This is a genomic window from Enterococcus sp. DIV0876, from assembly GCF_050529585.1.
In the GTDB taxonomy this organism is placed as follows: Bacteria; Bacillota; Bacilli; order Lactobacillales; family Enterococcaceae; genus Enterococcus_D.
In genome coordinates, this window is sequence record NZ_CP172882.1 from 108459 (window position 1) to 127079 (window position 18621).

Consider the following 18621-nt stretch of genomic DNA (forward strand, 5'->3'; position numbering starts at 1 on the left):
GTTGACGTTACTGCACGCATGCAGCAGCGACAACGTTCTTTAACTTTGGACATCCAAAAGAGAATAGGCCCGCATATCATAGCGGTTGCGGCTGCGAGAAAACTCGATCGGCTGACCATCTTTTTGGTAAATGATTTGCTGGATCTCCAGCACAGGGTCATCTTTTTGGCAATGAAGATATTCTTGGTCATAAGACGAACTTTTGTCAGCGGATATCGTCCGGTAGGCACCAGCAAACTGGACCCCTAATTCACCTTTGACATAATCATAGATTGAGTGTTCTAAATGGCTGCGATTCAGATTTGGTACGAGATGCACCGGCATATGTGTATGCTCTAAAATAAAAGGTTGATCTTCAAGGATCCGTAAGCGAACGATCGCATAAACTGGCTGTTCTTCTTTTAGCATCAGCTTTTCTTGGATTGTTGCATCCGGGAACGTCACTTGAAAATCAATGATTTTACTGGTCAGTTTTCGGCCAGCTTTGGCCATCTCTGTGGATAATCCTTCATAAATGGTTAACGTTGTCGTATCTTTGTCAACAAAAGGATGGTTCAGAACTTTGGTTCCAGCACCACGTTGTGCATAAACTAGCCCTTCCAGGGCCAAGATACCGATTGCTTTTTTGATCGTCATTCGGCTGACACCGAATTCAGCAACAAGCGCAATTTGATTAGGCAATAAACTATCTGGCGGATAGGTTTGATTTTTTATTCGATTCCGCAAAATATCAGCAATTTCTTGGTATTTTGGCATCTAATCACCTCGAGAGAAGTATGGCTGAAAAGAGCGGTTTCGACAAACTCAATCTGCTTTTTTCATCAGCCATAAAAAAGAACTGCCGACTAAAGGTAAGTCGGCAGTCTGGCATACAGGCAAGCGTGTTGCACTGCGTTGATTCTATTGTTCTAGACTTGGCTCAACTTGACGATCCAATACACGTAAGAATGGATACCAGATCAATCCGACGATCACTACATCAATTACCTGCAGCAAGCCGCCTAGCCATGAGTTGGTTGCAAGTACTCCGCTAAAGACAACAGGTACGGTCCATGGTACGGAAACGCCGGTTGGTGCAGGCACCAATCCTGCGGCCATCACTAAGTAGTTCAATGTAGTGACCACTAAAGGTGCTACGACCCAAGGAATCAAAATCGTTGCATTCAATACGATCGGCATACCAAAAATTGCTGGTTCATTTACATTGAAGATACCTGGAGCCAAAGCCAAACGTCCTACATCGCGGTATTGTTTTTTCTTTAAGACAAAAGCCATTAAAATTACAACCGCTAAAGTCATGCCAGAACCACCCAATCCAACAGTAAAGGTTTCCATAAATGGTTTGGTAACGATATGCGGCAGTGCGTCTCCATTTTGATACGCTTCCAAATTATCTAACATCAATGTGTTCCAAATCGGATCCATAACTGAATTGACGATGATTTGGCCATGTAGACCAAAGAACCATAAGAATTGAACGAAGAACAGGGCCAATAAAGTTGCTGGCAAACTGCTGCCTAAACCAGTCAATGGTTTTTGGATCACTTCATAGATCACATCATGCAGATTGGCATTGAAAACACCAGTCATGATCGCATTGATCACCAAGAAAACAGTTAAAGTGATGATTGCTGGAATCAATGCCGCAAATGATTTAGACACTGCTGGCGGTACACCGTCAGGCATTTTGATTTGCCAACCGCGCTTTGTGATACGGCAGTAAATCTCAGCAGCTAGAAAAGCAGCAATCATACCGATAAACATTCCTTTTGCACCTAAACGATCCAATGATAAAACGCCAGAAACGGTTTCTCCAGATTCAGTCGTCATAAAGAAAGGGGTCAAAATCAAGAAACTAGCAAAAGAAACAGCACCGCCAAAGATACCTTCAACATCATAAGATTTCGATAAATAATAGCCAATACCGAAGGTGACAAAGACGGTCATAATACTCATTGTTGCATTTTGTCCATTACCAAATAGTGTACCTAGCGTTCCTTTCGTTGCGTCACTAAAGAAAGGTAAATTATTTAGTACAACAACGATCGATCCGAACATGGTGATCGGAAAAGACAGCATAAACGCATCTCTTAATACTGTCAAATAGCGGTTTTGTCCTAACGCATTGGCTAGCGGCAAAATCTTTTCAGAAAGTTTATCCATAAAACCATTCATTACTACCACTCCTTAAAAATGTCTTGTTGCAATCGATTACAATGACAATGTATCATGTTTTCTTTTAAATGTCTATACATTTTGTTGGAAAAGGATTGATTTTTGCAAAGGCTTCCTTTATGCTTAGATTAACAAAGAAAAATGAGGAGTGAGAGAAATGGAGTATCAATTTCCAAAAGACTTTTGGTGGGGTTCAGCTGCCAGCGGCCCACAAACAGAAGGCACCTATGCAGGTGATGGCAAGGGTCCCAGTATTTGGGATCACTGGTATCAAGAAGAACCAGGCAAATTTTTTGATGGTGTCGGACCTGGTGACACTTCCCAAGTGTATAAACGCTATCGTGAAGATATTCAATTAATGAAAGCAACTGGACACAATTCTTTTCGTACCTCGATCCAATGGAGTCGATTGATTCCAGAAGGAACAGGAGAAATCAATCAGAAAGCAGTTGCCTTTTATAATGACTATATTGACGAATTGATCGCCAATGATATTGAACCATTTATGAATCTATACCATTTTGATATGCCTATGGCATTACAAGAAAAGGGTGGGTGGTTGAATCGGGCTACCGTTGATGCCTATGTGGCATTTGCCAAAACATGTTTCACTTTATTTGGGGATCGCGTCAAAAAATGGTTCACCCATAATGAACCGATCGTGCCAGTGGAAGGTGGCTATTTGTATCAATTCCATTATCCGAATGAAATCAATATGAAGCATGCTGTCCAAGTGGGCTTTCATGAAAACTTGGCTAGTGCACAAGCAATCGCTGCCTATCATCAAATGGATCTTGGTGGAGAAATTGGGATCATTTTAAATTTGACACCAAGCTATCCTCGAGATGCCAATAATCCTGAAGACGTCAAAGCAGCTGCTATCGCAGATGCCTTCTTTAACCGTTCATTCTTGGACCCTGCTGTTAAAGGCACATTTCCAGAAGAACTGGTAACAATTATTAAAGCATTAGACATGGTTCCAGAAATGCAAGCAGAAGATCTGACAACGATCAAAGAAAATACAGTCGATCTGTTGGGCATCAATTATTATCAACCACGTCGGATCAAAGCCAAAGAATCAGCTGTGGATCACAGCCATGGGCCAATGCCAGACGATTATTTTGACACGTATGATATGCCTAACAAAAAAATGAATCCTTACCGCGGGTGGGAAATTTATGAAAAAGGCATTTATGATATTTTAACGAATACGCGAGAAAATTATGGTAATATCAAATGCTATATCTCGGAAAACGGTATGGGCGTTGAAGGAGAAAGCCGTTTTATCAATGATCAAGGTGTGATCGAAGATGATTACCGTATCGAGTTTGTCAGCGACCATCTGAAGTATGTCCATCAAGCCATTCAAGAAGGAACAAACTGTGTTGGCTATCATATGTGGACTTGCATGGACAACTGGTCATGGACCAATGCCTATAAAAACCGCTATGGTTTTATCTCTGTAGATTTGGCCAATGATGCCAAACGAACGATCAAAAAATCTGGTCACTGGTTCAAAGAAGTATCCGATCATCATGGATTTTAAATAAAAAGAGATGACAGAATTATCGAAGACAATTAGTTTGCTGCCCGAGGACCGGAGTTTTGTTCAGGGCCTTATGGGAGGAGATCTTGGGTCCCTGGGTAAACGTACGTTGTTTTAGATTCTGTCATTTTTTTGTGCTGTTTGTATCTTTTAGTAAATTTTGAGGAATCGGGTATACTATAAGCAGAAGGAAGGTTTGGCTGATTGCGATCAGTTGAATTGAGAAATGGAGTGATGGAAGAATGAATTTGCTTTTTGCTATCGATGATCGGTTTAGCGAACAACTAAAAACGACACTCTATTCGATCAGGCAACATACCCAGCAAAAAGAAATCAATGTCTATGTTTTACAAGAGCAAACCTTGATCAAAACGGAAGAATTGCATTTTTTTTGTCAACAATTTGATATGCAGTATCATCCTGTTGTCATTGGTTCAGGGTCGATATTCAAAGAGGCGCCAGTCAGCGATCGCTACCCTGAATCAATCTATTATCGTTTGCTGGCACAAAATTATTTGCCAAAGGATTTAGAACGGATTTTGTATTTGGATGCGGATATTTTATGTATCAATGACTTGACCCCGCTTTATCAATTGCCTTTAGGAGAGGCGCTTTATGCAGCTGCCAGCCACGCGAAGTTGACAGAAATGACAACCGTTTTGAATAAAGTTCGATTAGGTAATTATGAATCCGAAGGCTATTTTAATTCTGGGGTTTTGCTGATGAATTTGCAGCAACTAAGAAGCGAAGTCAAGGAATCCGAAATTGCGGCATTTATCAAAAAAAATCAATTGAATTTGTTTTTGCCGGATCAGGACATTTTGAATGGCTTATATGGTGAGCGGATCATCGCCGTTCCAGACCACATTTATAATTACGATGTACGCAAAAATAGAACATACGAAACAATCAGCTTAGGCGAATGGCGAATGGACTGGGTGATCGAGCATACTGCACTGCTGCATTTTTGCGGCAAAGAAAAACCTTGGCAAAAAGGGTATCGGGGACGCTTTGGTGCGTTGTATAAATATATCGACCGTGATCGGCGAAAAGCTGAAACTGCATTGTAAACGTATTGGATCCACGCATACTGATCGATAAGAAGAGGAGCAAATATCTGGAAGCATCTGTGTAGCTGCATGTAAGCATGAGAGACCTCCTTTTCATCATTTCAATGGTACCATTAAGGAAAGGAAGAAGGAGTGACCATAATGAAATTTATTCTCTGGCTCGTTTGTGTGATCGGCATCGAAGCAACTGGTATTATATCAAGTTTATTTGCAGGTGATATCGCAGGTGTGTATGCCCAAATGGACAAACCATTTTTAGCACCCCCTGGCGGTATTATTGGTATCGTTTGGACGATTTTGTATGCTTTTATGGGTACGGCGTTGTATTTCTTGATTACCGCAAAAGTCAATCCGGTCTTTAAGAAACAAGCATATCTCTTTTTTGGGATCCAACAAGTGTTAAACTTCTTATGGAGTATTGTCTTTTTTGGTTGGCAAGCGTATTGGGCAGGAACGATCGTGATTGTCCTGCTTATTATATCCGTGATCATCTGTATGGTTTTATTTGCTCGGGTAGATAAGAAAGCACTGTACTTATTTATTCCTTATTTGATTTGGTGTTTGTATGCTGGTTACTTAACCATCGGCTTGACCTTGCTCAATGCCTAAAAAAAGCCGTTGCAGTCATGACTGCAACGGTCTTTTTTTATAGATATTCTTCTGTCAATTCCATAAAACTGTTGATGTCTTGCAAGACCATATCGATTCCAGCTTGCCAAAAATCTGGTTTCGTCAAATCGACACCTAGATGTTTTTGTGCCAATTCCTCTGTGGTCATTGCGGCAGTGTCTTGTAAAAGCGCGATATACTCTTCTTCAAAGCTAGCGCCTTTTTGATTGGCAAAGGCATAGATTCCCATGCTGAATAAATAGCCAAAGGTATATGGGAAGTTATAGAATGGGACATCATCGATAAAGAAATGCAATTTGGCCGCCCAGAAGTGAGGATGGTAGCTAGAAAGTCCGTCTGCATAACTTTCTTTTTGTGCCGCAGTCATCATTTCGGTGATTTGTTCTGGTGAAACCAACCCTTCTTGTCGTGCTTGATAGAAGCTGTTTTCAAAAATAAAGCGGGCATGAATATTCATGAACATCGCGATGGCATTTTGCATTTTGGCATCTAGCAAGTTGATTTTTTCTTCTTTGGTCGTGGCTTCTTTCAAGGTTGCATCTGCCACGATCAATTCTGCAAAGGTACTTGCAGTTTCGGCAACGTTCATTGCATAATTTCGATTTAATTCTGGTAACTCCCATAAGACACTGCTGTGGAAAGCATGGCCTAATTCATGAGCTAAGGTAGCCACTTCGTTGACTGAATTGCTATAAGTCATAAAAATACGTGATTCTTTGGTTTCAGGTAAGCTGGTACAGTACCCGCCAGGACGTTTACCTGGACGATCTTCGGCTTCGATCCAGCTGTTTTCGAAAGCAATTTGGGCAAAATCAGCCATTTTAGGGCTGAATTTTCGGAAATTGGTCAAGATAAACTCGGCCGCCTCATCAAAGGAATAGGTTCTTTCTTCCATATCGCCTAAGATGATTGGGGCATCTTGGTCTTGCCAAGCCATTTTTTCTTTGCCGAAAAGGTTGGCTTTACGGGTCAAGAAATCGACGATTGGTTGTTTATTTTTTTGGATCGTCGCCCACATTGCATCCAATGTCGCTTTTTGTAGCCGGTTATATTCTAAAGGTTCTTTTAAATAGTCGGTCACACCATGCAATTTGAAAGTGGATAGCCGGAACCCATCGAGATGATTTAACGTATCCGCAAATAGATCTTCTTTTTCTGCCCAAGTTTTTTCCCATGTATCGAACAATCGGGCCCGCACTTCAGCGTCAGGATCTCCCATCATTTTATTGAAGGCTTGGCCAGCCGACAATGTGATTGTAGTCCCATCTTCTTGCGTAAAGGGAATTTCGATTCCTGCAACAATCGTGTCATAGTGTTGACTCCATGCATTCAAACCATCCAGACTGAGTGTATTGATGATATTTTCTTCGGCCTCTGACAACAACTCTTTGCCATCGCGACGAATTTCGCTTAAACGAAAAGCTACGGGTGCTAAAGAAGGATCTGTCATCAATGTTTGCCAATCATCCTCAGAAATTTCTGTCAATTTCTTAGAAAAGACAGTTTGAGCGGATTGTAAAGCTGGTAATTTGGCATACAGATCACCAGATAATAGTTTGGCTTGGTTGTCATTGACATTGGCTGATAACAACGCATTGATAAAACTGCCGCATTGAGAAAAACCTTGGCTGATCGTTGCTGATAACTCGAGTAGGGCTGTTAAACCAGCTGCTGTACCTTCTCCACCAGGTGTCCATTCATCGACATGTGTACGATAGTTGGTGATTTGTTCTGTTAGAAGAGTCATCCGTTCTTGTAATGCTTTTGACTGGCTGCCTCCTGGAAAAATAGTTTCTAGATTCCAATTGATTGAATAGGTCATCCCTATCAAACCTCCTTTAATATATTGAACCTATTCAAGTATAGCATAACTCAAGAAAAGTGGTTGCATCGATCATTGGAAATGGTAAGATAGGAAAATGAGGAGTGAAAACGATGAAAAAGTTACTGAAAGATTCAAATTTTTATTTTTTCGTGGCCTTAGCAGTGATTGTGGTGCTATTCATTAGTTCTTCCCAAACCTATGAACAGCAATCACAGGTCGGCTTATTGTCTCGCCTTTTAAAAAGTGAACCCTTTAAAGAAGGGTTGTCGGGTATTTCTTTTTCCTATGCTGGTTCCGAGGTCAGCATTGCAGCTAAAGGTTATTTTTCTTTTGTGGAATTTTTTATCCGTAAGGGCGCCCACTTTTTTACTTATTTTTTATTGAGCGGCAGTTTATTTTTTGTCTTGGTCTATCGGCGAATCCCTTTTTGGTTGGCGGCCTTTTTTGCATGGTTAGCTGCGACCGGTTATGCGGGAATCGATGAATTTCATCAAATGTTGACAGGCGGCAGGACCCCTTTGTTTCAAGACGTGATGTTGGATTCTGCAGGGGCAGCGACAGCGGTTTTGATCAGTTGGCTCTGGTGCGTATGGCGCAAAAAAAAGCGTAAGTGATATAATCTTACGGCTACAGTTAAAAAATTTATCTTTAAAGACAACAGAGGCGAAATAGATGCAAAAACAAACGAGCAATTCAATAAAAAATGAACCAGTGATGGTCGTCCATGAAAGTTTACCAGTAGGCATACTTTTGGCGATGGCCGGCGGCTTTTTAGATGCATATACGTATCTTTTTCACGGAGAAGTTTTTGCCAGTATGCAATCGGGAAATGTGATTTTATTGGGTATCAATTTGTCCACGGGAAATTTTTCTCAAGCTATGCATTACTTACCGCCAATTACACTATTTTTGATTGGTATTATGGTAACCAACTATTTACAACATCACTTTCCAACTGGTGGTTGGATTGTCTGGCAAAATGCCGCATTGATTTTTGAGGCAATCGGTATCTTTATTTTAGGTTTTTTTGCCCAGGTATTACCGAATGTCATGATAGATGCGGGGTTGTCTTTTTTTGCAGCGATCCAATATGCGGCGTATCGCAAACTAGCTGGGATGCCATATGCGACCACGATGACCACTGGGAATTTGCGCTCCCTCGCGGATTATCTATATCTGCGGGTATTTAAGAAAGATCATGCTGTGACACCGAAAATCATCTCGATTGCCTTGATCATTGGCGGTTTCTTCCTAGGCGCAGTCTTGAGTAGTTTATTGGGAACGATTTTATTTCATCGGACGATCTGGCTGGTATCCGTGATTTTGATTGCTGTTTTGGCAATAACGATCACTAGTCAAAATAAACAATAAAAAACCTTTCGACTTTTTTGTCGAAAGGTTTTTGCTTTAAATCACGATAACAGGTGTACCAACTTCCACTTTGCTGTAAAGTTCTTTCATCACGCCTGGCGGTGTGTTGATACATCCGTGAGAACCACGGGTCTTCCATAGATCGCCACCGTATTCGGATTGCCAGTCGGAATCATGGATCCCGACACCTGACCAATCAATCGGCATCCAGTAATCGACAGGAGAGGCGTAATCTTCACCAGTTAAGGTAGCATCTTCTTCTTTGTTCCAAACATAGAAGACACCAGTCGGCGTAGGCGTTGCTGGCTTGCCAGAAATAATATCTGTTTCTAAGACAACTGCGCCATCTTTGTAATACCACATATGTTGATTTTTCAAATCGACTTCAATATACGTATCACCAAATAGTGGTGCACTGGCATCGGCACTGCCTTTCACAACAGGGGAGCGGGTGAAATCTTCACCAGTTTTCAAAGCGTCGATCAAAGCAGCAGTTTCTGTATCGGTCTGGATCGTCCAACTTAGCGTTCCGGCGGGTACAGTGACTTCTCCTTGTTTGGTGCTGTTGAAGGTCGATGAATTGGTACTCGTATTGTATTTGTCTCCCAATTCGCTGACGTAGGAACGAACTTTGTCTTCATCGATCGATGTTTCACCATCTTTGTAAGACAACCAATCCATGATCGTAGCAGTTGGAATCTGGAAAGTCGAACCATTGATCGAGTAAGTAGCTGTAACTTGGGCAATCTTATTTAATGCATCCTTTTCTTTGGTCAAATCGGTATCATCTGACGTGACACTTGGTTTCGTTTCATAGGCAGTCAAATCTAATTCTTTTTCACCACTTACGATAGCTTCTTGTAAATCTGCGATTGCTTGATCGACATCAATCGCATCGCCGACAACTTCAGGTTTGATAGAAAAACCATCTTCGCCTTTTTCAAGGGTGGCATCTGCTGATTTGGTGCGGTCTTCGTTTAAGGTTTCTAATTCAGTTTGGATTTTTTTTGTTTCAGCGGTTAACGTATCTTGGTCAACAGAAACATTGTCTAAAGCTGTTTCTTCAGCTGCAGACACATAAGCGACGCCCCAGCTCCATTGATTTTGGTCATCTTTCAATGATTGCAATTCATCAGTGAAATCTGTTTGCAAACCAAATTGTGCCAGATTGACAGTTTTCCATTCACTATCGCCATCTTTGATCGTAAAGTTTTCTTGCGAGTAACGGTCATGCAAGAGGGTATTGGCTTCCGCGATGGTTTTATCACTAATATCGATGCCGTCTATTTTAGTATTGGGCAAAAATCGGGTTGCATAATATGTACTTCGGTAGGTATAACCGCCAGCGATCAACACAAGTAAAGCCGCCAAGACGATCAGAATGATCTTCTTCGTTTTGCTGTTTGTGTTGCTATGTTTGTTCGAACGAGTCATTCAATTACTCCTTTTTTTGCATGTCATGATAAACAATAAGAACGTTTAAATAATACCATATTCTATCTTGAAAGCGAACTAGACGAATGAAAGTTTCTTGAAAAAATAGAGAATTCTTAAACTATCTTAAACAGATCCAGGAAGACCTATAAAGAAAAAGCACAAGAGATACAACCGTATCCCTTGTGCGCACGCTCTTTATTTAGAAGAATGGATTATGCTTTTTCTTCTGCATCTAGTTTTGCAAAAGCTTCATTTAGGATATCTTGCAATTGTTTCGCAGAAGCAGCCATCCGATCTTTTTCAGCATCGGTCAATGGAATTTGAATGACTTTTTGGATTCCTTGGGCATTGATGACTGCAGGAGCACCAATATAAATATCATTCAAGCCATATTCACCATTCATATAAACAGACAATGGCAAGACTGCATTTTCATCGTCTAAGATTGCACGAGTGATACGTGCTAATGCAACAGCGATACCGTAGAATGTCGCACCTTTTTTCTCGATGATCGTGTAGGCTGCATCACGGACACTAAAGAATAAGTTGACCATGGCTTCTTCATCGATATCAGGGTTGTTTTTGACCCATTCATAAATTTGTAAACCAGCAACGTTGGCATGTGACCAAACTGGGAACTCTGAGTCGCCGTGTTCACCTAAGATATAGGCATGGACGTTACGTGCATCTACATCAACAAGTTCAGCCAAAGCTTGACGGAAACGAGCTGAGTCTAATGAAGTACCAGAACCGATGACGCGTTCTTTAGGGAAACCAGAGAATTTCCAAGTTGAATAAGTCAAAATATCTACTGGGTTTGCCGCAACTAAGAATATACCGTTGAAACCTGAATCAACGATTTGCGTCACAACTTCACGATTGATTTTTAAGTTTTTATGAACTAAATCTAAACGAGTTTCGCCTGGTTTTTGAGGCGCACCAGCTGTGATTACGACTAAATCAGCGTCGTGGGCATCAGCATAGGACGCTGCATAGATTTTTTTAGGGGAAGTAAATGCCAAAGCATGTGACAAGTCAATTGCGTCGCCTTCTGTTTTTGCTGTATTTATATCAATGATTCCGACTTCTTGCGCAATGTTTTGTGTTACCAACGCAAATGCGTAACTAGAACCAACCGCACCGTCTCCAACAAGAATTACCTTTTGGTGATCTTTTTTGTTCGTTTTTGCAGTCATCTGTGTATCATTCCTTCCACTTAATTGTTTTACACGCTAATATCCTAACACTTTCAACAACATTTGTCATGTGATTTGCACAACAATATTACACAAAATATTGCTGTTTCAGTTGTAAATGCTTTCTTTGTTATTGCGTCAAAATCTTTCTATATCAAGCTTTCATTAAGATTTGTTAAGAAAGATAAAAACTGAACAAGATAGCGTAACCATAACAGTTAGTTTCGTGTTATAATGTAATAGTTCTAGCAACTGGGCGCAAATATGTGCCCAGTATTTTGTGTTTGGCGCAAAAAAATTATAAAATAAATGAAATAGACTTGAACATGATTCTAATTAATGGAGTGTATTCCCACATGAAAATGATCGTTGGTCTGGGCAATCCCGGCAGAAAATATGAAAAAACAAAACATAATATTGGTTTTATGGTGGTAGATGCCCTAGCACACACCCATCAAGCCTCTTTCAAAGGCTCTGCCTTTGAGGCGGAAGTTGCTACCTTTTTTTTAAATGGCGAAAAAATCTTATTGGTCAAGCCGCAAACATTTATGAATGAATCAGGACGTGCGGTAGGGCCGTTGATGACGTATTTTGGTGTCTATCCAGAAGAACTGGTGGTTATCTATGATGACCTTGATTTGGCACTTGGCAAAATCCGCCTGCGTCAAAAAGGAAGCGCTGGTGGACACAATGGGATCAAGAGCATCATTGCCCATTTGAATACGACGGTCTTTGACCGTATAAAAGTTGGTATCGATCGTCCTTTACCAGGACGTACAGTCGTTGATCATGTGCTTAGCCCATTTAGCAAAGATGATTTACCGATCGTTCTTGGCAGTATCGACAAAGCGGTTGAAGCCAGTATCGATTACTTGACCAATGGCGACTTTATTGCCACAATGAATCGATTTAATTAAGGAGGCCAAAATGGACGTTATCGAATTAATCAATAAAGTACCGACTGTGGCTGCTTGGCATACAGAACTAAAAAATGAAGTGCCGCGTCAATTGCTGACTGGCTTGGCAGGATCTGCTAAAACAGTAGCAATCGCAGGCGCCTATCAGTCATTTAATAAGCAAGTAATCGTGGTGACTCCCAATTTATACTATACCAATCAATTAGCAGAAGATTTGCGGAATGTCATCGAAGAGGTGTATGTCTTTCCAGTAGATGAAGTCTTGTCTGCGGAAATGGCTTTTTCTTCCCCAGAAGCCCGTGAAGAAAGAGTGACTGCACTCAATGCGGTCACGGAGGGCAAAGCCGGTATTTATGTATTGCCAGTCGCTGCATTGAGAAAATATTTACCGACCAAAGCCACTTGGCAGGCCAATCAGTTTCAATGGCAGGTTGGGGATGAGATTGATCTAGACGCTTTGCCCCAACAATTAGTCTTGATGGGCTATGAACGGCAATCAATGATCGGTAAGCCCGGAGAATTCAGTATCCGCGGCAGTATTTTAGATATTTATCCTTTAAGCGCTGCTTACCCAATACGGATCGAGTTGTTCGATGTAGAGATCGACTCGATGCGTTCTTTCAACGTGGAGACACAACGTTCGGTCGAAACGCTTGAAAAGGTAACGATTTTACCTACATCAGAATTGGTTTTTTCGGCACAAGATTTAGCTGCTGGACAAGCCCGCATCCAAGAGTTGTTGTCCAAAAGGTTGGCAATCACCAAAGAAGAAGTTGATCGAACTTTCCTTCAAGATTACTTTGGACAGTTGGCTGCCGAGTGGCAAGCCGGTATTCCTGGAGAAAATGCACGATATTATACCGATCTCTTATATAATAAAGAAACAAGCATTTTGGATTATTTTTCCAAAGATGCCTTGTTGATGATCGATGATTACGCGCGTATTATGGAAACCAACCGTGAAATCGAGCGAGAAGAAGCGGAATGGCATACCCAAAAGCTTGCGGAATTACGGGTCTTTTCAGAACAGCATTTTGGAATCGATGTGCATCAACTGATCCAAAAAGAGACCTTTGTGACAAGTTTCTTCTCTTTTTTCCAAAAGGGGATGGGAAACATTCGTTTTCAAGCCATCCATCAATTCCAATATCGGCCAATGCAGCAGTTTTTCAGCCAAATGGGCTTGTTGAAAGTGGAGATCGATCGTTGGGAAAAACAACAACAGACAGTGATTTTTCTGGTCAGTGATCAAGAGCGGGCCAAAAAATTAGAGCAAGATTTGCGGGATCATGATATTTATGCGGTTCAAACATCAAAAGACCGACTTTTTACTGGTCGAACACAAATCGTCGTTGAAACCTTGCAAAGCGGTTTCGAGATGCCGCAAGACAAATTGGTCGTAGTGACTGAAAAAGAGATTTTCCAAAAAATGAACAAAAAGCGGACCCGCCGTCAAAATGTCACCAATGCGGAACGCTTAAAGAGTTACAATGAATTAAAAACAGGAGACTATGTGGTTCATGCGAACCACGGGATCGGGAAATATATTGGGATGGAAACCTTGGAAGTCGATGGTGTCCACCAAGACTATATGACGATCCTTTACCAAAATGAAGACAAACTCTTCATTCCTGTTACCCAATTGAATCTGATCCAAAAATACGTGGCATCAGAATCAAAAACACCAAAAATCAATAAACTCGGTGGGAGCGAATGGGCAAAAACCAAACGTAAAGTCACCGCAAAAATCGAAGATATTGCCGATGATTTGATTTTGCTCTATGCCAAACGCGAATCAGAAAAAGGATTTGCTTTTCAACCAGATGACGGTTATCAAAAAGAATTCGAAGATGCCTTCCCATACTCGGAAACGGATGACCAACTGCGGAGTACTGCAGAGATCAAGCGGGATATGGAGAAAGAAAAACCAATGGATCGTTTGTTGGTGGGAGATGTTGGCTTTGGGAAAACAGAGGTTGCATTACGCGCAGCCTTCAAAGCCATCAAAGAAAGCAAACAAGTGGCGTTTCTTGTGCCAACAACGATTTTGGCACAACAACATTATGAAACCATGGTGGATCGTTTTGAGGGGTTCCCGGTCAATGTCGGCGTCTTGAGTCGGTTTCGTACCAAAAAGCAGCAGAATGAAACGATCGAACAAGTCAAAAAAGGCCAAGTTGATATTTTGGTGGGCACCCATCGGCTGCTATCCAAAGATGTGGTTTTTGCTGATTTAGGTTTATTGGTCATTGATGAAGAACAACGCTTTGGGGTCAAACATAAAGAACGATTGAAACAATTGCGTTCTCAAGTCGATGTTTTAACATTGACGGCTACACCGATCCCAAGGACATTGCATATGTCGATGTTGGGTGTACGTGACCTATCGGTGATCGAAACACCGCCAGAAAATCGTTATCCGATCCAAACCTATGTCATGGAAATGAATCCAGGTGCTGTCCGCGAAGCAATCCAACGAGAAATGGCACGGGGAGGTCAAGTCTTTTATCTTTATAATCGTGTGGATACGATTGAGCGAAAAGTCGAAGAACTCCAAGCCTTGGTGCCAGAGGCACGCATCGCGTACGCCCATGGACAAATGACAGAAATCCAATTAGAAAATACCCTCTTTGAATTTATTGAAGGCCAATTTGATGTCTTAGTCACGACCACGATCATTGAAACGGGTGTCGATATTCCCAATGCCAATACACTGTTTGTTGAAAATGCCGACTACATGGGTTTATCAACATTGTATCAATTAAGAGGTCGGGTCGGTCGAAGCAATCGTGTGGCTTACGCTTACTTTATGTATGAGCAGCAAAAAGTCTTGAATGAAGTCAGTGAAAAACGGCTGCAAGCAATCAAAGACTTTACCGAACTAGGTTCAGGCTTCAAAATCGCCATGCGGGATCTATCGATCCGCGGCGCAGGCAATTTGCTTGGGGCCCAGCAACATGGCTTTATTGATGCGGTCGGTTTTGATATGTATTCACAAATGCTGTCAGAAGCCGTTTCTCGTAAACAAGGGAAAAATGCCCAAACTGAAAAAACAACTGTTGAGATCGACCTGGGCATCGATGCCTACTTGCCCACCTCTTATATTGAAGACGAACGGCAAAAAATCGAAATTTATAAGCGGATCCGTGAGTTGGATAGCCAAGAAGCGGTGGATGAATTACAAGATGATCTGTTGGACCGTTTTGGTGAATATCCAACGGAAGTCGTTCATTTGCTGACTGTAGGGGAAATCAAAATGAACGGCGAGCGTGCGTTGTTAGATACGATCCGCAAACAGCAGCAATCGATTCACTTTACATTAAGCAAAGTTGGTACCAAGCAATATTCGGTGGAACAACTATTTGAAGCCTTGAAGGCAACAAAGTTAAAAGCCACGATGGGTGTCGAGCGAGAACGGATGACGATCAAATTACAAATTCCAACAACACTCAAAGAAAGTGCGTGGTTATTAGAAGTGCAAGATTTTGTAAAAGCTTTGCGTGAGCAGAAGTATCAGCCAGTAAACTAAGGGAAAGGAACCGAGGGGATGCCAAAATCACAATTGAAACGCACGATGGAAGGCGCGTTTATTCTCACGATTGCTTCTTTCATCGCAAAAATATTAAGTGCGATCTACCGTGTTCCTTTTCAGAATCTGGTGGGGGATGAAGGATTCTATGTCTATCAGCAAGTTTACCCGATATATGGCCTGGCGATGACCTTGGCCTTATCAGGGCTGCCGCAATTTATTTCTCGGATCGTAGCTGAAGAAAGCGATCCCCTTAAACGCAGAGAAAAGCTGCAGGTAATGATTCCTTATGTGGTATGGTCAGCTGTCGGATTGTGGTTTGGCACCTTTGTATTTGCTGGACCAATCGCGCAAGTGATGGGCGATCCGCAATTGGCCAATTTGATAAGAGTCGTATCCTTTACGTTTTTGTTTGTCCCGCCATTGACTTTTTATCGCGGTATCTTTCAAGGCAATCTGCAAATGGTGCCGACCGCGGTTTCACAAGTGGTCGAACAACTCTTGCGTGTAGGTGTGATCTTGTTTGCAGCCATGTGCTTCCAACGTTTCGGTTGGACGATTTATCAAACAGGCACTTTGGCAATGGCTGGCGCTTTGATGGGTGGACTTGCAGCTTGGCGGATTTTAAGCTATTATAGTCGGAAAATCAACGGCAAAACGGTTTCATTGAAAAGAAGCAATGTCGGCGGAGTAAAGGCGGGAACGCTTCGGCAGCGGTTCTTTCTAGAAGGCGGATTGTTGACGGTGTATAGTGGTTTTTTGATTTTGTTTCAGTTGATCGATTCTTTTTTGCTGACGAATGCACTCGATGCGGGCGGCATGCCTGCACAAAGTGCCCGGATTGCGAAGGGAATATACGATCGCGGTCAACCGTTGGTGCAGTTAGGTTTGGTGATTGCCATGGCGTTAAGTTCAACATTTTTGCCGACATTGACTAAATACTTGACTGTGAAAAACCAAGGGCTTTTTGAGAAGTCGGCCAAAATGTATCTACGTTTAACGATTGGTATTGCTTCGGCTTCGGCTGTCGGTCTGGCTATCTTACTACCGTATATCAATTTTGCGTTGTTTAAAGATGGTTCAGGTAATACGACTTTGGTATTATTTGTGTTATCAGTTGCCTTGATGGCAGCGATCCAAGCTTATCAGAGTATCCAGCAAAGCCGCAATGCATTTCGCTTCGGACTGATTGCTGCGGCAGTTGGTTTATTGATGAAGGGGCTATCTATGTGGCCGCTAACAGTTAACTTCGGCACAGTGGGCGCAAGTTTCAGCACATTATTGGGATTAGGTGCTACGCTTGTGTGCTTTGTTTGGTCAGAGCATCATGGACAGGCCAGTGACTTGAATCGTTTTTGGTTTGAAGGGAACTATGGCAAGAAGTTAGTTGTCTGTTTGGCTGTGATGGCTAGCATGTTGTTTGCATACTATGCCTGCGTATCCATCATAAGCAATGGTGCGGTGACCCATCGCTGGCAAGCATTTCTTTTCTGTATCGGCGGTGTGCTCATTGGCGGAGGAGTTTTTATCCTTACAGCTATCAAAATCAAATTATTAACCATCAGAGAATGGCTATTGGTACCATTTGGCAAAAAATTATTAAGAGGTGGAAAACATGAGATTAGATAAATTCCTTAAAATTTCAAGAATCATCAAACGTCGTTCAGTAGCCAAAGAAGTGGCGGACAAAGGACGTATCCAAATCAATGGAAAACTGGCAAAGTCGAGCACAGATGTCAGAGTTGGCGATGCAGTGCGGATCCAGTTTGGCAATAAAGTTTTGGAAATCAAAGTCAGAGAATTACATGAGTCAACCAAAAAAGAGGACGCTGCCAAAATGTATGAGATCATTTCAGAAGAAAGAATTTCAGAAAATGCTTGATTTTTACGGTATTTTCAGTTAGACAAGCCATGTGTATGTTGGTATAATGTAAAAAACAAGCGTAGCGACGGGAGCGAGTTCAATTGTCAAAAGAGCCAAAAAATAAAATAGAACTGTTGCAAACCGATTATGCGAAAGAAAAATTTGCGCAGTTTGAAAAAGAACGGCGACAAGTTATTTTTCGTCGGCGTCGACTCGCCGTTTTTTTCATCGCAGCATTGGTGCTCTTTGCCATTGCCGGTATTCAACTGTTTAACGATCAATTACGATTGCAGAAGTTGAATGAATACAAGACAGAGACGATCGCAAAACAAGAAGCTGCTGAAAAAGTGACCGCCGATTTAACGCGAGATGTGGCATTGTTGCAAGATGATGAATATGTGGCGAAATTAGCACGCAGCCGTCTGTTCTATTCAAAAGACGACGAGAAAATCTATCCTGTTTTGCCAGATAGCAATGAAACAGAAACAACCGCTGATTCGACTGCAGATAGCAGCGAGTCAACGACAGCATCACAAGATTAGTTCGGTTATACCTACTCAACTGAGTAGTTTGAATGAATTTCAAATGGGTTAAAATTAGGAGGAACATTTTTTATATGTCAATCGAAGTTGGAGCGAAACTAAAGGGCAAAGTGTCTGGTATTACAAATTTTGGTGCGTTCATTGATTTGGGTGAGGGGAAAACAGGTTTGGTACATATCAGTGAAGTATCAAATGGCTTTGTAAAAGATATTCATGATGTATTAACAGTTGGCGATGAAGTTACCGTGCTAGTCACAGCCATTGGCAATGATGGGAAAATCGGTTTGTCGATCCGTAAAGCTGAAGACAAACCAGAGGAAAAACGCGAGTACCCGAAAAAAGAATTTAATCGGCCAAATCCGAAGAAATCTTTTTCACGTAATCAACCTGCGAATGCAAACAAACAAGACTTCGATTCATTGATGAGTTCTTTTCTTAAAGATAGTGATGATCGTCTTTCTTCACTACGCCGCAACACTGAAGGAAAACGCGGCGGCCGTGGCGGTCGACGCAACTAAA

Annotated in this window: 16 protein-coding genes; 11 read left to right on the forward strand and 5 right to left on the reverse strand. The window is 41.7% G+C overall.

Features of this window, described 5'->3' with window-relative positions; translation table 11 throughout:
• Positions 1-39 precede the first annotated feature (39 nt).
• Together IGI41_RS00465 and celB are read right to left on the reverse strand one after the other, a co-directional pair.
• Positions 40-756: a GntR family transcriptional regulator gene (locus tag IGI41_RS00465; RefSeq protein WP_430610623.1), complete on the reverse strand. Its 717-nt coding sequence runs from the start codon at positions 754-756 to the stop codon at positions 40-42.
• Positions 757-900: 144 nt separating this feature from the next.
• Positions 901-2175 (reverse strand): PTS cellobiose transporter subunit IIC, encoded by a 1275-nt coding sequence (gene celB, locus IGI41_RS00470; RefSeq protein ID WP_430610625.1) that lies wholly within the window; start codon positions 2173-2175, stop codon positions 901-903.
• 157 nt (positions 2176-2332) lie between these two features.
• Here celB and IGI41_RS00475 point away from each other — a divergent pair, with 157 nt between their 5' ends.
• The 3 genes from IGI41_RS00475 (at position 2333) to IGI41_RS00485 (ending at position 5400) form a co-directional block, all read left to right on the forward strand.
• Positions 2333-3721 carry a glycoside hydrolase family 1 protein gene (locus tag IGI41_RS00475; RefSeq protein WP_430610627.1) on the forward strand — a complete coding sequence of 463 codons (1389 nt, stop codon included), beginning with the start codon at positions 2333-2335 and terminating at the stop codon, positions 3719-3721.
• A gap of 242 nt (positions 3722-3963) precedes the next feature.
• Complete coding sequence (locus tag IGI41_RS00480; RefSeq protein ID WP_430610628.1) at positions 3964-4791, forward strand: glycosyltransferase family 8 protein; 828 nt, start codon at positions 3964-3966, stop codon at positions 4789-4791.
• A 141-nt stretch (positions 4792-4932) separates the two neighbouring features.
• On the forward strand, positions 4933-5400 hold the full coding sequence (locus IGI41_RS00485; protein ID WP_430610629.1) for a TspO/MBR family protein: 468 nt from the start codon (positions 4933-4935) through the stop codon (positions 5398-5400).
• A gap of 37 nt (positions 5401-5437) precedes the next feature.
• Here the strand turns inward: IGI41_RS00485 and IGI41_RS00490 are convergent, their stop codons facing one another.
• Entirely contained in the window at positions 5438-7243 is a 1806-nt protein-coding gene (locus IGI41_RS00490) for a M3 family oligoendopeptidase (protein WP_430610630.1), read from the reverse strand.
• 113 nt (positions 7244-7356) lie between these two features.
• Here IGI41_RS00490 and IGI41_RS00495 point away from each other — a divergent pair, with 113 nt between their 5' ends.
• Together IGI41_RS00495 and IGI41_RS00500 are read left to right on the forward strand one after the other, a co-directional pair.
• Positions 7357-7860: a VanZ family protein gene (locus tag IGI41_RS00495; RefSeq protein ID WP_430610631.1), complete on the forward strand. Its 504-nt coding sequence runs from the start codon at positions 7357-7359 to the stop codon at positions 7858-7860.
• 58 nt (positions 7861-7918) lie between these two features.
• Entirely contained in the window at positions 7919-8617 is a 699-nt protein-coding gene (locus tag IGI41_RS00500) for a YoaK family protein (RefSeq protein WP_430610632.1), read from the forward strand.
• Positions 8618-8653: 36 nt separating this feature from the next.
• On the opposite strand, the gene IGI41_RS00505 is transcribed toward IGI41_RS00500, so the two are convergent.
• Both IGI41_RS00505 and IGI41_RS00510 read right to left on the reverse strand, forming a co-directional pair.
• On the reverse strand, positions 8654-10051 hold the full coding sequence (locus IGI41_RS00505; protein ID WP_430610634.1) for a L,D-transpeptidase family protein: 1398 nt from the start codon (positions 10049-10051) through the stop codon (positions 8654-8656).
• A gap of 215 nt (positions 10052-10266) precedes the next feature.
• A complete protein-coding gene (locus IGI41_RS00510; RefSeq protein ID WP_430610635.1) occupies positions 10267-11250 on the reverse strand; it encodes an L-lactate dehydrogenase in 984 nt (327 codons plus the stop codon).
• A gap of 356 nt (positions 11251-11606) precedes the next feature.
• Between IGI41_RS00510 and pth the strand changes: the two genes are divergently transcribed.
• The 6 genes from pth to IGI41_RS00540 all read left to right on the forward strand — a co-directional run bounded on the left by pth (position 11607) and on the right by IGI41_RS00540 (position 18620).
• Complete coding sequence (gene pth, locus IGI41_RS00515; RefSeq protein ID WP_430610636.1) at positions 11607-12167, forward strand: aminoacyl-tRNA hydrolase; 561 nt, start codon at positions 11607-11609, stop codon at positions 12165-12167.
• A 10-nt stretch (positions 12168-12177) separates the two neighbouring features.
• A complete protein-coding gene (gene mfd / locus IGI41_RS00520) occupies positions 12178-15696 on the forward strand; it encodes a transcription-repair coupling factor (protein ID WP_430610637.1) in 3519 nt (1172 codons plus the stop codon).
• Between the two features lie 18 nt (positions 15697-15714).
• Positions 15715-17325, forward strand: coding sequence for a polysaccharide biosynthesis protein (locus IGI41_RS00525; protein WP_430610639.1), 1611 nt, complete (start codon positions 15715-15717; stop codon positions 17323-17325).
• Entirely contained in the window at positions 17312-17578 is a 267-nt protein-coding gene (locus IGI41_RS00530; RefSeq protein ID WP_430610640.1) for an RNA-binding S4 domain-containing protein, read from the forward strand. The genes IGI41_RS00525 and IGI41_RS00530 overlap by 14 nt, the downstream gene beginning before the upstream one ends.
• Positions 17579-17661: 83 nt before the next feature.
• Positions 17662-18102, forward strand: coding sequence for an FtsB family cell division protein (locus tag IGI41_RS00535; protein WP_430610641.1), 441 nt, complete (start codon positions 17662-17664; stop codon positions 18100-18102).
• A gap of 74 nt (positions 18103-18176) precedes the next feature.
• On the forward strand, positions 18177-18620 hold the full coding sequence (locus IGI41_RS00540) for a S1 domain-containing RNA-binding protein (RefSeq protein ID WP_430610643.1): 444 nt from the start codon (positions 18177-18179) through the stop codon (positions 18618-18620).
• Position 18621: the final 1 nt, after the last annotated feature.

What these genes read in the sequence shown, in the direction of transcription:
- pth (WP_430610636.1), top strand. Translation starts at nt 11,607, where the DNA reads ATGAAAATGATCGTTGGTCTGGGCAATCCCGGCAGAAAATATGAAAAA.
- IGI41_RS00495 (WP_430610631.1), top strand. Translation starts at nt 7,357, where the DNA reads ATGAAAAAGTTACTGAAAGATTCAAATTTTTATTTTTTCGTGGCCTTA.
- IGI41_RS00530 (WP_430610640.1), top strand. Translation starts at nt 17,312, where the DNA reads ATGAGATTAGATAAATTCCTTAAAATTTCAAGAATCATCAAACGTCGT.
- IGI41_RS00490 (WP_430610630.1), bottom strand. Translation starts at nt 7,243, where the DNA reads ATGACCTATTCAATCAATTGGAATCTAGAAACTATTTTTCCAGGAGGC.
- IGI41_RS00465 (WP_430610623.1), bottom strand. Translation starts at nt 756, where the DNA reads ATGCCAAAATACCAAGAAATTGCTGATATTTTGCGGAATCGAATAAAA.
- IGI41_RS00500 (WP_430610632.1), top strand. Translation starts at nt 7,919, where the DNA reads ATGCAAAAACAAACGAGCAATTCAATAAAAAATGAACCAGTGATGGTC.
- mfd (WP_430610637.1), top strand. Translation starts at nt 12,178, where the DNA reads ATGGACGTTATCGAATTAATCAATAAAGTACCGACTGTGGCTGCTTGG.
- IGI41_RS00480 (WP_430610628.1), top strand. Translation starts at nt 3,964, where the DNA reads ATGAATTTGCTTTTTGCTATCGATGATCGGTTTAGCGAACAACTAAAA.
- IGI41_RS00510 (WP_430610635.1), bottom strand. Translation starts at nt 11,250, where the DNA reads ATGACTGCAAAAACGAACAAAAAAGATCACCAAAAGGTAATTCTTGTT.
- IGI41_RS00475 (WP_430610627.1), top strand. Translation starts at nt 2,333, where the DNA reads ATGGAGTATCAATTTCCAAAAGACTTTTGGTGGGGTTCAGCTGCCAGC.
- IGI41_RS00525 (WP_430610639.1), top strand. Translation starts at nt 15,715, where the DNA reads ATGCCAAAATCACAATTGAAACGCACGATGGAAGGCGCGTTTATTCTC.
- IGI41_RS00485 (WP_430610629.1), top strand. Translation starts at nt 4,933, where the DNA reads ATGAAATTTATTCTCTGGCTCGTTTGTGTGATCGGCATCGAAGCAACT.
- IGI41_RS00505 (WP_430610634.1), bottom strand. Translation starts at nt 10,051, where the DNA reads ATGACTCGTTCGAACAAACATAGCAACACAAACAGCAAAACGAAGAAG.
- celB (WP_430610625.1), bottom strand. Translation starts at nt 2,175, where the DNA reads ATGAATGGTTTTATGGATAAACTTTCTGAAAAGATTTTGCCGCTAGCC.
- IGI41_RS00540 (WP_430610643.1), top strand. Translation starts at nt 18,177, where the DNA reads ATGTCAATCGAAGTTGGAGCGAAACTAAAGGGCAAAGTGTCTGGTATT.